The sequence below is a fragment of the Jiella avicenniae genome, assembly GCF_021390325.1.
GTDB classification, from domain to species: Bacteria; Pseudomonadota; Alphaproteobacteria; order Rhizobiales; family Rhizobiaceae; genus Jiella; species Jiella avicenniae.
Window position 1 is genome coordinate 90,169 of the sequence record NZ_JAJUWU010000017.1, and the last position, 12,695, is coordinate 102,863.

Genomic DNA, 12,695 nt, shown 5'->3' on the forward strand with positions numbered 1-12,695 from the left:
TTCTTTCTCTATGCTGATCGAAACAGCCCGAACGGGCGACTGGCTCGAACATGGATCGGGCCGGGGAAGAGGGAGGACGGCGTGTCGGGATCGCACAACATCCTGGTGACGGGGGCGGATATTCATCCCGCGGCCACGGTGCTTGCCGAGGAGGCGGGCTACACGCTCGTCCATACGCCGCCCTATCCGAGCGCCGAGGTTCTGATCGACTTCATCGCCAGGTACGAGCCGGTCGGCGCCGTCTCGCGCATGGGCCGGTTCGGGGCCGAGCCGATGGCCGCCTCGCGCTCGCTGCGGGTGATTTCCAAGCATGGCGCGGGCGTCGACAACATCGATGTCGAGGCCGCGACGGCGCATTCGATTCAAGTGGTCCGCGCGACCGGGGCCAACGCGCTGTCGGTCGCCGAGCACGCGGTGACCCTCGCCGTCACCGCGATCAAGCGCCTCATTCCGCTCGATCGCACGCTTCGCGGCGGACAATGGGAAAAGCCGCATTTCGTCGGTCGTGAAATGGCCGGCATGCGCGTCGGCCTCGTCGGCGCGGGTGCGATCGCGCGCGCCGCGGCAAGGCTGTTCCGCGGTCTCGGTTTCGAGGTCTCCGCCTACGATCCCTATGCGGGTGACGACGCCTTCGCGGCGATGGGCGCGGCGCGTCATGCCGCATTTGCCGAGATGCTCGTTTCTGTCGACGTCGTCAGCCTGCACTGCCCGCTGACGGACGCGACGCATCACCTGATGAACGAGGAGACGCTGAGGCTGATGCCGAAGGGCGGCTATGTCGTCAACACCGCTCGCGGCGGGCTGATCGACGAGATGGCGCTCCTCAGGGCGCTCGACAGCGGGCAGCTTGCCGGCGCCGGGCTCGACACCTTCGAGACCGAGCCGCTTCCCGCCGGCTCCCGCCTCGTCGCCGCCGGCAATCTCATCGTCACACCCCATGTGGGCGGTTCGACGGAAGAGGCCATGAAGCGGGTCGCGGTCGATGCGGTGCAGGCCATCATCGACATTGCGGAGGGCCGGAGCGTCGCCGCCGACCGGCTGGTGAACCGGGTGCTTCCGCCGCCGGCGCAGGACCAGCCGCACGCACGCCGGCAAGCCCGATAATCTTTCAGGAGACGTGACAATGACGGTCGGCAATCGCATCCTCAAGGCCGCGCGCAAGGCGAGCCCCGAAATGATCGAGGCGTTCCGCGTCCTGCCCGTCGCCAATGTCAGCGACTGCATGGCCCGCGTCTTCGCGGCCGGGCCGACGCTGCGGCCGATGCATACGAAGGGCGTCCTTGCCGGCCCCGCGATCACCGTGCGCAGTCGCCCGGGCGACAATCTGATGCTGCACAAGGCGATCGACATGGCCGAGCCAGGCGACGTCGTCGTCGTCGATGCCGGCGGCGATCTTTCCAATGCGCTGATGGGCGAACTGATGCTCGCCCATGCCGTCAATCGCGGCGTCGCGGGCTTCGTCCTCAACGGTGCGATCCGCGATCTCGACGCCTTCAGGGAGGTCAACCTGCCGACCTTCGCCGCCGGCGTCACCCATCGCGGCCCCTACAAGCACGGGCCGGGCGAGATCAACGTGACCATCGCCCTCGACGGCATGACGATCCAGCCGGGCGACCTGATCCTCGGCGACAGCGACGGCGTCCTTGCGGTCGCGGTCGAGGATCTCGAAACCGTGCTTGCCGAAGCGCACAAGAAGCAGGCCGCCGAAGAGAAACAGATGCGCGCGATCCGCGAACGGACCAACGACCGATCCTGGGTCGACAGGGCACTCGAGGAGAGCGGCTGCGCGATCGCAGGCTGAACGCGGGACGCCGTCACGGGCCGGAGGAGGAGTCGGCTCGCCCCATGACATGAAGTGCAGCCGAGCTTCATCAATCCACGAAGAGAATTCGCTTTTGTCCATCTCTCTTTTTCTTAGGCTGGAATGGATCACCGGGAGGAACTCATGAAACTGACCACAGTCAAGGCCGGCCTTGCGGCCCTCGTCCTGTCCACAGCGCCCGCTTTCGCGGAATATCCCCAACGCGACATCGACCTCGTCGTCGGCTTCGCCGCCGGCGGCGGCACCGACGTCATGGCCCGCACGGTCGAGACCTATCTCGAAAAGCATCTCGGCAACGGCGCCAATATCGTCGTCAAGAACGTGCCGGGCGCGAGCGGCCAGATCGGCATCACCGAAGTCGCGGCCGCCGCGCCCGACGGCTACACGATCGGCACCTACAACCTGCCGGGCATGATGGCCCGCACGCTCGACCGCGAGCCGGAATACAGCGCCGACAGCTTCACCTTCCTCGCCAATGTCGTCGACGATCCGAACGTCATCGTCACCTCGAAGGCGAGCGGCCTCGAAAGTCTCGACGCCTTGATCGAGAAGGCGAAGTCGGAGACCGGCGCGGTCACCGTCTCGATGTCGAGCCTCGGCGGCGACGACCATCTCTTCCTGATGAAGCTTGGCGAGAAGATCGGCGCCGAATTCACCATCGTGCCCTTCAAGGGCTCGGCGCCGGCCCGCACGGCGCTGATCGGCGGCCATGTCGACATGGCGATCGTCAACGTTTCCGAGGTCGCCAACTTCGCGGACGAGCTCAACATCATCGCCGTCGCCTCTGAGGAAGAGTCCGAATATGCGCCGGGAACGCCGACGCTGAAGTCGCTCGGCGTCGATATCGTCAACGGCGCCCGGCGCGGCTTCGTCGCCCCGGCAGGTCTTCCCGAAGAGGTCGAGACCAAGCTTCTCGAAGCCTTCCGCCAGCTCGAGAACGACGAGGAGTTTCAGGCCGCGATGAAGGAGACCGCCAATCCGGTCGATCTCACCGTCGGCAAGGATTTCCGGACCCTGAACGACCAGCAGCTGGAGCTCGCGAAGGAAGTCTGGGAAGTCTCTCCCTGGAAGTGATCCCGAGGCCCGCGCCGTCTTCATCGACGGCGCGGGCGTTCCGGCGCCTCGCGCGCCGCATTCCTCGATCCTTTTCCGTTCCGTTTTCTTCTTGGAGCTGACCCATGGCACCTTCGGGTCTGAGCCCCCGGCTGCTCGCCGAGGTGCTGTTTGCCGCCTTCCTGATCCTTGCGAGCGCGGCCCTCCTGTTCGTCGCGACCGATCTTCCCGCGATGTCGGCGCTCCTGCCGGTCGCGATGCTGGTCGCCCTGATCGTTCTCTGCGCCGTCCTCATCGTCGCCCAGACCATCCGGCGCGACAGCCTCAAGACCCTTCCCGTCGAGAAGGTCGGCCGCGTCATCGGCGGCTTCGCGGCGATCTTCGTCTACGCGATCGCGGTCGACGTCGTCGGCTTCTACACCGCGACGCTCATCGGACTGCCGGTCACGGCCTGGATCTTCGGCTTTCGCAAGCCCATCGGCCTTCTCGCCGGCACCGCGATCTTCGTCGGCGCGATCTACGTCATCTTCTCGCTCGGGATGAGCCAGCGCTTTCCCGCCGAGATCTGGTTCAACTGAGGACAGGCGCGATGTATGGTTCCCTGATCGATGCGCTGCCCGAGGTTCTGGGCCTCTCCAACTTTCTCGCCGTCATCGTCGGCGTCCTCGCCGGCATCGTGGTCGGCGCGCTTCCGGGCCTCAGCGCCACCATGGCGATCTCGGTGCTGATCCCCTTCACCTTCGCCTTCGAGCCGCTGGTCGCGCTCGGCCTGATGGCCGGCATCTACAATGGCGCGATGTATGGCGGCGCGATCCCGGCCGTGCTCCTGCGCATTCCGGGCACGCCGGCGGCCGTCTGCACCAGCTTCGACGGCTATCCGATGGCCCAGAAGGGCGAAGGCGGCTACGCGCTTCAGATCGCGGTGGTCTCCTCGGCGATCGGCGGCATCGCCAGCGCGCTGGCGCTCATGCTGCTCGCCCCGCCGCTCGCGCGCGTCACGCTGCTCTTCGGCCCGTCGGAGGTCTTCTGGGTCGCCGTCTTCGGTCTCTCCAGCATCGTCTTCCTGCTCGGCGGCAATCCGATCAAGGGCCTGATCGCGGCGGCCTTCGGCGTCTTCGTCTCGCTCGTCGGCTCCGACACGATCACCGGCTACGATCGCTTCACCTTCGGGCGGCTCGAAATCCTCGACGGCATCAACATCGTCGTTCTCCTCGTCGGCCTCTACGCGCTGCCGCCGGTGATCGACCTTCTGGAACATCCCGAAAGCCCGGACGCCTCGAACACCCGTAAGCTCGCCACCACCAGCATCTGGTCGCGCCTGCCGGACATGATGGGCTTCTGGACGACCTGGCTGCGCGGTTCGATCATCGGCATCCTCGTCGGCATCCTGCCGGGAGCCGGCGGCTCCATGGCGGCCTTCCTCAGCTATAACGAGGCGCGCCGCGCCTCGAAAAACCCCGAGAACTGGGGCAAGGGCGAGCCGGAAGGCGTCGCGGCCTCCGAGACCGCCAACAATGCCGACACGGCCTCCGCCCTCATCCCGGCGCTGACCCTCGGCATTCCGGGCACGGCGGTCGCGGCCGTCATGCTGGGTGGCCTCCTCATCCACGGCCTGCAGCCGGGCCCGATGCTCTTCCGCGACAATCCGGGCATCGTCTTCGGCTTCATGTGGCAGTTCCTCTTCGGCGCGATCCTCCTGATCTTCCTCGGCGGATCGCTGGCGACCAACTCCTTCGCCAAGGTGCTGCTGCTGCCGCGCCCGCTGCTCGCCGCCTTCATCATCGTTCTCATGCTGATCGGCACCTACGCGATCCACGGGCGGATGTTCGACGTCTATCTGATGCTCGGCTTCGGCGTGATCGGCTACGGCATGGACAAGCTCGATTATCCGCTTCCGCCGGTCGTCCTCGGCGTCATTCTCGGCGGGTTCGCCGAAGAGAACCTGCGCCTCGCGCTCCGCATCGGTCGCGGCGACTGGTCGGTCCTCTGGGCGAACACGACGAGCCAGATCCTCATCGCGGTCACCATCGCCATCGTCGTCGGGCCGCTGGTGACGCGCTTCCTGCGCAAGCGGAAGTCGGCGCGCCATGCGTGAGGAGGCGGGAAAGACGGACCGGACGGACCGCCTGCCGCCCTGGCGCCGCCGCCCGGCAGCCGCGACGCCGAACCCCCTTCCGCGGCCCGACTGGCTGGCCGAGGTCGTGGAGCCGGCGCTCGAACCCAACCTACCGATCGTCGATGCCCATCACCATCTCTGGGACCGGCAGGGCTTCCGCTATCTCCTCGAGGAGTTCGCGGAGGATATCGGCGAGAGCGGGCACAACGTCCTCGCCTCTGTCTTCGTCCAGTGCCGCGCGATGCTCCGAGCCGACGGGCCCGAGGACCTGCGCCCCGTCGGCGAGGTCGAATTCGTGCGCGGGCTCGCGGCGCAGGCGAACAGCGGCTTCTACGGCCCCAATCGCATCGCCGCGATCGTCGGCGGTGCCGATCTGACCCTCGGCGGCGACGTGGCGCGCGTCCTCGACGCGATGAGCGTGGCCGGTGGCCGGCTGTTTCGGGGCGTGCGCACGCCGGTCGCCGCCCATCCCGACCCGGTCGTCCGGTCCAATCCGGTTCCCGCGCCGGAGGGCCTGATCGTGACCGAAGCCTTCCAGGCCGGTGCGCGCGCCCTCGCAAGGCGCGGCCTGACGCTCGACCTCTGGGTTTATCAGACGCAGCTCGGCGAGGTGGCGCAGATCGCGCGAGCGATCCCCGACCTGACGATCGTCCTCGACCATGCCGGCGGCCCGCTCGGCGTCGGGCCCTATGCTTCAAGGAGCGCCGAGGATCGCAAGGCCTGGCGCGACGGCCTCGCCGCCGTCGCCACCGCGCCGAACGCCTTCGTCAAGATCGGCGGCTTCGCGATGCCGGTCATGGGCTTCGGCTTTCACGAACGCGCGCGCCCGCCCTCGTCGGTCGAGTTCGCCGAGGCCGTCGCGCCGGAAGTCTCCACCTGCCTCGACCTCTTCGGCCCCGAACGCGCGATGTTCGAGAGCAATTTCCCCGTCGACAAAGGCGGCTATTCCTACGGCATCTACTGGAACGCGATGAAGCGGCTGACCGCCGATCTCGATGCTCCGAAACGGGCTCGCCTCTTCGCCGGGACGGCCTGCGAGGCCTACGGGTTCACGCTCGACATCTGACGACAAGACCAACGGGAGGATATCATGAGAAGATTTCTTGCAACCCTCGGCGCCGCCGCCGTGCTCGCCGGCATCGCGGCCCCGGTCGCGGCACAGGACTATCCGACCCGCCCGATCGAGGTCGTCGTCGGCTATTCGGCGGGCGGCGGTTCGGACGTGATGGCGCGGACGGTGGCGAGCTATCTGGAGCCCGCGCTGGGCGGCGCGAGCGTCGTCGTGCGCAACCTGCCCGGCGCCGGCGGCCAGATCGGCTTCACCGAGGTCGCTACGGCCGAGGCGGACGGCTATACGCTCGGCGTCATGAACCTGCCCGCCGCCGTCGCGCTGACCTACGACCGCGACGCCGACTACACGGTCGACAGCTTCACCTGGCTCGGCAATTTCGTCTACGATCCGAACACGCTGGTCGTGCCGGCGAGTTCCGGCATCGAGAGCCTTGAGGATCTCGTCGCGAAGGCCAAGGAGAATCCAGGCGCGATCACGGCCGGTCTCACCTCGCTCGGCGGCAACGATCACTTCGCGGCGATCCAGTTCGCGAATGCCGCCGGCATCGAGCTGACGCAGGTGCCCTTCAAGGGCGCGTCGATGGCGAGAGCCGCGATGCTCGGCGGCCATGTCGCCATGGGCACGATGGCCTACAGCCAGACGGTCGGCTTCGAGGACGAGCTGAAGGTGCTCGCGGTCCTCTCCGACGAACGCCTGCCCTATGCCCCCGACGTTCCGACCGCCAGGGAACTCGGCTTCGACATCACCATGGGCTCCTATCGCGGCATCGTCGGCCCGGCGAACCTTCCCGACGACGTCCGCCAGAAGCTGATCGACGCCCTCGGCGCGGTCGCCAAGGACCCGAAATTCACCGCCGCGATGGAAGAACAGGGCAGCCCGGTCGAGTTCTCGGAAGGCGAAGCCTATGAAGCGCTCGCCAAGGAGCAGAACGAGGCGGCCGCCGAGATCTGGAAGACGACGCCCTGGAAGTGAGAGAGTCCCGATCAACGGCGGGCGATCCTCGGGCCGGCGGAGCGGACACGCTTCGTCGCGCCATGCGCGCCTTCCGGCCGGCGATCTCGGCAGCAAGCGGCGGCAGGGGCGGTCGTGCCATGGCAGGCTCGCATTGCAGCGGACCGCAGACGAGGCGTCCGTCGTTCGCCCGCCGTCTACTCGCGAAAGGCGCGGGCGAAACTGTCTGTGATCGGTTGCGTCAGGTAGTCGAAGAAGCTGCGCTCGCCGGTGAAGATATAGGCCTCGACCGGCATGCCCGGAGTGATCGATTCCGCCGAAAGCCCCGGCGGCAGCGGTTCGTCCAGTTTCAGTCGGGCGGTGTAGTAGCTCTCGCGGTTCTGCCGATCGACCAGCCGGTCGGCCGAAACGTAGGAGACGGTCGCCTCGGCCGTCGGGGTCGTGCGGGCATTGAGCGAGGTGAAGCGCAGCCTGGCCCCCTGGCCGGGCCGGATGGAATCGATGTTGTTCGGCGACAGCCGCACCTCGACGATCAGATCGGCCGCGCTCGGCAGGATCTCGATCAGCGTCTCGCCCGGTTTGACGACGGAGCCGATCGTATTGATCGACTTGGCGACGATGACGCCGTCGGCGGGAGAGCGGATCACCGATCGTGACAGCACGCTCTCGGATGCCCGCAACTGCTCCGTCATGTCCGACAGCGAGGCCCTGACGTCGTTGAGCTGGCTGACGGCCGTCTCGACGCGCTGCGCCTCCAGCCGCGCCGCTTCCTGCTCGGCCTGGGTGATCTGGGTGTTGGAGGCCAGTATGGTCGAGACTACCTGTCCGAGCTGGCCGACGAGGTCCGCCTCGGCCCGCACCAGGGCGGTATATTCGGACCGGTTGGTGAGGCCCTTGCCGAGCAGATCGCCTTTTCGGGCCTCCTCCTCGCGCACCACCTGGATCTGACGTTCGAGCGCCGTCTTCTGGGCGGTCATGCCCTCAGCCTGTTCCTGCAGGGCCTTGATCTGCTGGACCATGATCTCCTGCTCCTGGCGGTGGCGCGCCAGACGGGCGGCGAATTCCCGGTGCTGCTCGTCGAGGAGATCGACGACGGCCGACGTCCGAGCCCTTTGCACGAGCTCCGCGTCGAAGACGAGTTCTCCGGCCCCGTCGCGCTCGGCCGACAGGCGCGCCGCCCGCGCCTCCAGCCCGATGAGCTGGTTCTTCAGGCGGTCGCGCTCGGCGGTCGCGACGGTCGGATCGAGTTCGACCAACGGCTGGCCTTCGCTGACGCGCTCTCCTTCGGCAACTGCGATCGCCTGGACGATACCCCCCTCCAGATGCTGGATCGACAGGTTCTGGCCCGCGGCCGCGACGACGCCGGGAGCGACGGCGGCGCCGGCGATCGGGGCGAGGCTCGCCCAGGCGGCGAAACTGCCGAGAAAGGCCACTCCGAGAAACAGCCCGGTGAAAGTATGGAGCCGCGTGCCGCTCGGAACCTCCGATGTCCAGCTCGCTCTCGGTTTTTTGCCGTCGCCGAGCGTCGCCACCCCGCCCGTGTCCTTCGCCATGTCCGCCACCTCTTTGCCGGAAGCCGGTCGGCTTCGCGGGTGCGTCGTCGTCTGCCCCACCGGCGCTTTCGTCTCAACCGCCCGGCCGGGCCGGCTTGCCGCCATCGGTTACGATGGCCGGAAACCGCGCGCGCATCGGCGCGGTGACCCGTCCGGTCGCCTGCCCCATCGGCTGCGCCATCGCGGCTGCCGGTGCCGGGGCGGCATTGGCGCCGAAGGCGGCTTGTGCCGCGACGACCTGGCCGCCGGACTCTTTCGTCTGCTGGCGCGCTGCTTCTCTGGCGGCCTGGACCTTGTTCGCCTGGCGCCCGAGAACCTCGTCACGCGATCCGAAGTCGTCGATGGCACCATCGCGCAGGACGAGGATCCAGTCGGCCTGCTCGGCCACCTGCCGGCGCTGGGTGACGAGGATCACCGTGACGCCGCTTTCCCGGGCGTGACGCAGCGCCCGGTCGAGGGCGAGATCACCTTCCGCATCGAGGCTGGCATTGGGCTCGTCGAGGACGAGGATCTTCGGCCGGCCGTAGAAGGCCCGGGCGAGCCCGACGCGCTGGCGCTGGCCGCCGGACAGCTTCATCCCCATCGGCCCGAGGACCGTGTCGTAGCCTTGCGGCAGCTTCAGGACGAGTTCGTGCACCTCGGCCATCTTCGCGGCGGCGATCACCGCTTCGTCGGCGGCGTCGGGGTCGAACCGGGCGATGTTCTGGGCCACGGTTCCGGGCAGGATCTCGACCTCCTGTGCGAGATAGCCCACATGGCGGCCGAGCGCCTCGCCGTCCCAGTTGCGGATGTCGGCGCCGTCGATCCGCACCGCGCCGGAGCGTGTCTCGACCCCGCCGACGAGAGCCCGCATCAGCGTCGACTTGCCGGCGCCGGAGGGACCGATCACCACGCAGCACTCTCCCGGCGGTACCTTGAACGATATGCGCTTCAGGATCGGATCGGCGCCGCTGCCCTGGGGCATGACGACGACCTGATCGAAGCGCACCTCGCCGCGTGGCTCCGGCAAGGCGGTCTTGCCGGACCGGTCCGAGCGGACGGTGTCGAGGCCCTTCGACAGGCGCGACATCGCCTTGCGCATGTCGACGAAGCCTTTCCAGCCGCCGATCACCTGATCGATCGGCTGCAGCGCCCGGCCCGAGATCAGCGAGGCGGCGAAGATCATGCCCGCCGTCATCTCCCCGGCGATGACCAGATAGCCGCCATAGCCGAGGATGGCGATCTGAAGCCCCATGCGCAGGAACCGCGACAGGCCGGCGAAGAAGGCGTTGCGACCGTTCAGCCGATCGAGCGCCCGCAGCGACCTGGCTTGGCTCCGCCCCCAGAAGTCCACCGCATTGCCGATCATGCCCATGGCAAAGAGGCTTTCGCTCGATCGCACGAAGGCCTGGGCCGAGAGCGTCGCGTTCATCGAGGCTTCGCCGGCCTCGCCGGCGAGCTTCGTCGTGGCGCGCTGATTGGCGAGCGCGACGAAGGCGAGGACCACCGCACCGCCGAGGGTCAGCCAGAACAGGTCGGGGTGGATGAGATAGAGCATGCCGATGAACAGAGGCATGAAGGGCAGATCGAGATAGGCGAGCATGGCCCGGCCGCCGACGAAGCCGCGCACCGTCGCAAGGTCGCGCAGCGGCTGCACGTCGCCGAGGCTGGCGCGGGGCGAGCGCAGGGAGGCGATCAGCGCGTCGCCGCCATTGTCGGTCTCCAGCCGCGCGGCGAGACGCCCGGCGATCATCGAGCGCAACGCGTCGAAGGCGCCGAGGAGCAAGAGCGCGCCGGCGGCGATCAGCGAGATGTAGACCAGCGTGTCGAAGGAGGCCGAGACCAGGACGCGATCGTAGATCTGCAGCATGTAGATCGGCTGCACGAGCAGAAGGACGTTTATGACCATGGTGAAGCAAAACAGCACGGTCAGCATGCCAGCCGTCTTAGCAAACATGCGGAAAGCTCCTCTTCCATCTGTCGTGGGAGGCGGCTGAAGGGAACTTTCGTACGATGATCGTCATAGTCATCCGCTGAGAGGTATTTTCAAGAAAATGTATTGAGAAATCCACCATATGGACTGCGTCGAATTTCGTTGAACGGCACCGGCTTCGCGAAGGCTATTTGCGATTAGTCCTGCGCTGCGATCGGCATGGCGTCAAGTCCGCCGTCGTGGCGGCCTTCCGTTTCGGCGGACGAACGGCCTCCGGCCAGCCGTTCTTGGATCGGTCGTGCCCTTTGAAGGAGGTGCGTTCGGCGGCTCGGAGGATCACCATGGCGAACGCCTTCCGGAACGTCCCACGCTTCGTCTGCTCCGGAAGGAGAGACGAGCATCGAAGTTTTCGTCGGCGATGCGGAAGACCGCTACGACGGCCACGTCGACGCAAGGAAGCCGGGGTTTTAGCCGACTATGAGGGCGAGCCGAACGAACTGACGGTGCTGCCCGATGGCCGTGTTCTCGTCCCCGATTTCCGGCTTGGCGTCATGGAATTCGGTCTCGATACGGGCAAAACGCCGCGTCGTCGTCGATCGACACCGGTCAGAGCGCTTCAAGAGCGCCGACCATCCGACCTTCGGGCGCACCGGCACGATCTGTTTCACCGACCAGGGTTCGACCGGCTTGCAGGATGCGACGGCAGTCCGCAAACGAGGCCCAAACTTGTCGTGCGGTCGGCAGGCGAGGCCGGAAAGCGGCCCGCGTCGGTGCTCATGAACGGCATTGCCGGGAACGGTATTGCCGGGTTCTACGTCCCCGTGGATCGATCGGACTCTCGCACGGCAGCCCAAAGGGGCCCGTCCCGGCGGGCCGTATGCGCTGCGCCGGAGGCAAGCAGTTCGCGGATCTCGCGGTCTTCGTAGTTCAGTGATCGCAATATCGCTTCGGTGTCCTCGCCGAGGAGAGGCGGGGCGTCGTCCAGGCCATCTTTCCGGATCATCGAGGACAGAGGCAGGTCCGGCGACTGAAAGTCGTAGCCCTCGAAGGCGAATTCGGAATATTTTCCCGGCGCCCGGGCCTGGGGCGATTGAAGAACTCTGTCGGTGGAGAGAATCTCGGTGTGTCCGACACCTTCGGTCGACAGAACCTTCGCGAGCGCGTCGTATGTCATGCCCGCCACTGCCTCGCGCACCAGCGCCTCGACTTTCGGGCGATTGCCACGGCGAGCCCGCAAGGTGGCGAGTGCCGGGTCCCGGGGAATCCCCGCTGCCGAGCAGAAGCGCCGCCAGTGGTCGTCGGTCAGCATGACGAGATAGATCCATCGCCCGTCGGACGTCTCGTAGGCGCCATAGCCGGGAATGCTGAATTCTGCCGAGGGCTCGGTTTCAGGTCGGCCGAGAAGCTGGGACTTGAGCTGCACGCCGAGGAGGTCGCGGGCGGCAATATGAAGGCCCGTCTCGTAGAGGCCGAGTTCGATGTTGCGTTCCCCCTCTTCGCCGGCGAGAAGACTCGACAGGATCGAGATCACCGCGTAGCAGCCGGCAAACTGGTCGTGATAAGACGGACCGAGGCGCGTCGGGCGCCCGTCCGTGCGATTGGAGTACATCACGCCGGTCGCCGCCTCCGCGATCGGGTTCGAGGCGACTTCGTCGGCGAGCGGGCCTTCGCCATACCCCTTGATGTGACAGAAGACGATGCGCGGATTGATGGCGTTGCAGGCCTCGAAGGTCACGCCCAGCTTGCGCGCCGCAGACGGCGAAAGATTGTGCACGACGATGTCGGCGCGCTCGATCAGCCTGGCAAAGATCTCCTTGCCGGCTTCGGTCTGGAGATTCAGGCAGAGGCTCTGCTTCCCGCGATTGAAGGCGAGATAGCTGCCGCTCGGACCGCCCCGCACGAGCTTGCGCGTGGTTTCGCCCGCCTCGGGCTCGATCTTGATGACATCGGCGCCGAGCTGCTGGAGGATGTGTGTCGCGAAAGGTGCCGCGATCATACTTCCGAGCTCGACGACGGTCTTTTGAGCCAGAACGGCTGTTCTCATGACCCACTCCCTGGTTCGACCGTGCCGCGATTGTGGCGCAAAATCGGCCTCATGAGTGTCCGAAGTCAGGGGACAATGCAAGAATAAAATGCACAATCCTGCCTGCCTAACACGGGGAGCTGCGCTGTTTGGCGCTCAAAATTCGCAGAAAATCGATTTTTTGGCGATAATT

11 protein-coding genes are annotated in these 12,695 nt (G+C 66.8%); 7 read left to right on the forward strand and 4 right to left on the reverse strand.

Annotated features, from left to right (window positions below):
• The first annotated feature begins 81 nt into the window (after positions 1-81).
• The 7 genes from LZD57_RS16660 to LZD57_RS16690 all read left to right on the forward strand — a co-directional run bounded on the left by LZD57_RS16660 (position 82) and on the right by LZD57_RS16690 (position 7,035).
• On the forward strand, positions 82-1,104 hold the full coding sequence (locus LZD57_RS16660) for an NAD(P)-dependent oxidoreductase (protein WP_233720607.1): 1,023 nt from the start codon (positions 82-84) through the stop codon (positions 1,102-1,104).
• Between the two features lie 19 nt (positions 1,105-1,123).
• A complete protein-coding gene (locus LZD57_RS16665; RefSeq protein ID WP_233720608.1) occupies positions 1,124-1,801 on the forward strand; it encodes an RraA family protein in 678 nt (225 codons plus the stop codon).
• A 144-nt stretch (positions 1,802-1,945) separates the two neighbouring features.
• On the forward strand, positions 1,946-2,896 hold the full coding sequence (locus tag LZD57_RS16670) for a Bug family tripartite tricarboxylate transporter substrate binding protein (protein ID WP_233720609.1): 951 nt from the start codon (positions 1,946-1,948) through the stop codon (positions 2,894-2,896).
• A 104-nt stretch (positions 2,897-3,000) separates the two neighbouring features.
• Positions 3,001-3,453: a tripartite tricarboxylate transporter TctB family protein gene (locus tag LZD57_RS16675; RefSeq protein WP_233720610.1), complete on the forward strand. Its 453-nt coding sequence runs from the start codon at positions 3,001-3,003 to the stop codon at positions 3,451-3,453.
• An 11-nt stretch (positions 3,454-3,464) separates the two neighbouring features.
• Positions 3,465-4,970: a tripartite tricarboxylate transporter permease gene (locus LZD57_RS16680; RefSeq protein ID WP_233720611.1), complete on the forward strand. Its 1,506-nt coding sequence runs from the start codon at positions 3,465-3,467 to the stop codon at positions 4,968-4,970.
• Positions 4,963-6,057 (forward strand): amidohydrolase family protein, encoded by a 1,095-nt coding sequence (locus LZD57_RS16685; RefSeq protein WP_233720612.1) that lies wholly within the window; start codon positions 4,963-4,965, stop codon positions 6,055-6,057. Before LZD57_RS16680 ends, LZD57_RS16685 begins: the two co-directional genes overlap by 8 nt.
• 24 nt (positions 6,058-6,081) lie before the next feature.
• The gene (locus tag LZD57_RS16690) at positions 6,082-7,035 is read left to right on the forward strand and encodes a tripartite tricarboxylate transporter substrate binding protein (protein ID WP_233720613.1); all 954 of its coding nucleotides are present in this window, start codon (positions 6,082-6,084) and stop codon (positions 7,033-7,035) included.
• 176 nt (positions 7,036-7,211) lie between these two features.
• Here the strand turns inward: LZD57_RS16690 and LZD57_RS16695 are convergent, their stop codons facing one another.
• The 4 genes from LZD57_RS16695 to LZD57_RS16710 form a co-directional block, all read right to left on the reverse strand.
• Positions 7,212-8,567 (reverse strand): HlyD family type I secretion periplasmic adaptor subunit, encoded by a 1,356-nt coding sequence (locus LZD57_RS16695; RefSeq protein WP_233720614.1) that lies wholly within the window; start codon positions 8,565-8,567, stop codon positions 7,212-7,214.
• A 73-nt stretch (positions 8,568-8,640) separates the two neighbouring features.
• On the reverse strand, positions 8,641-10,503 hold the full coding sequence (locus tag LZD57_RS16700; RefSeq protein WP_233720615.1) for a type I secretion system permease/ATPase: 1,863 nt from the start codon (positions 10,501-10,503) through the stop codon (positions 8,641-8,643).
• Between the two features lie 443 nt (positions 10,504-10,946).
• Positions 10,947-11,147, reverse strand: coding sequence for a hypothetical protein (locus tag LZD57_RS16705; RefSeq protein WP_233720616.1), 201 nt, complete (start codon positions 11,145-11,147; stop codon positions 10,947-10,949).
• Positions 11,148-11,290: 143 nt separating this feature from the next.
• Positions 11,291-12,523: a CaiB/BaiF CoA transferase family protein gene (locus LZD57_RS16710; protein ID WP_233720617.1), complete on the reverse strand. Its 1,233-nt coding sequence runs from the start codon at positions 12,521-12,523 to the stop codon at positions 11,291-11,293.
• Positions 12,524-12,695 lie beyond the last annotated feature (172 nt).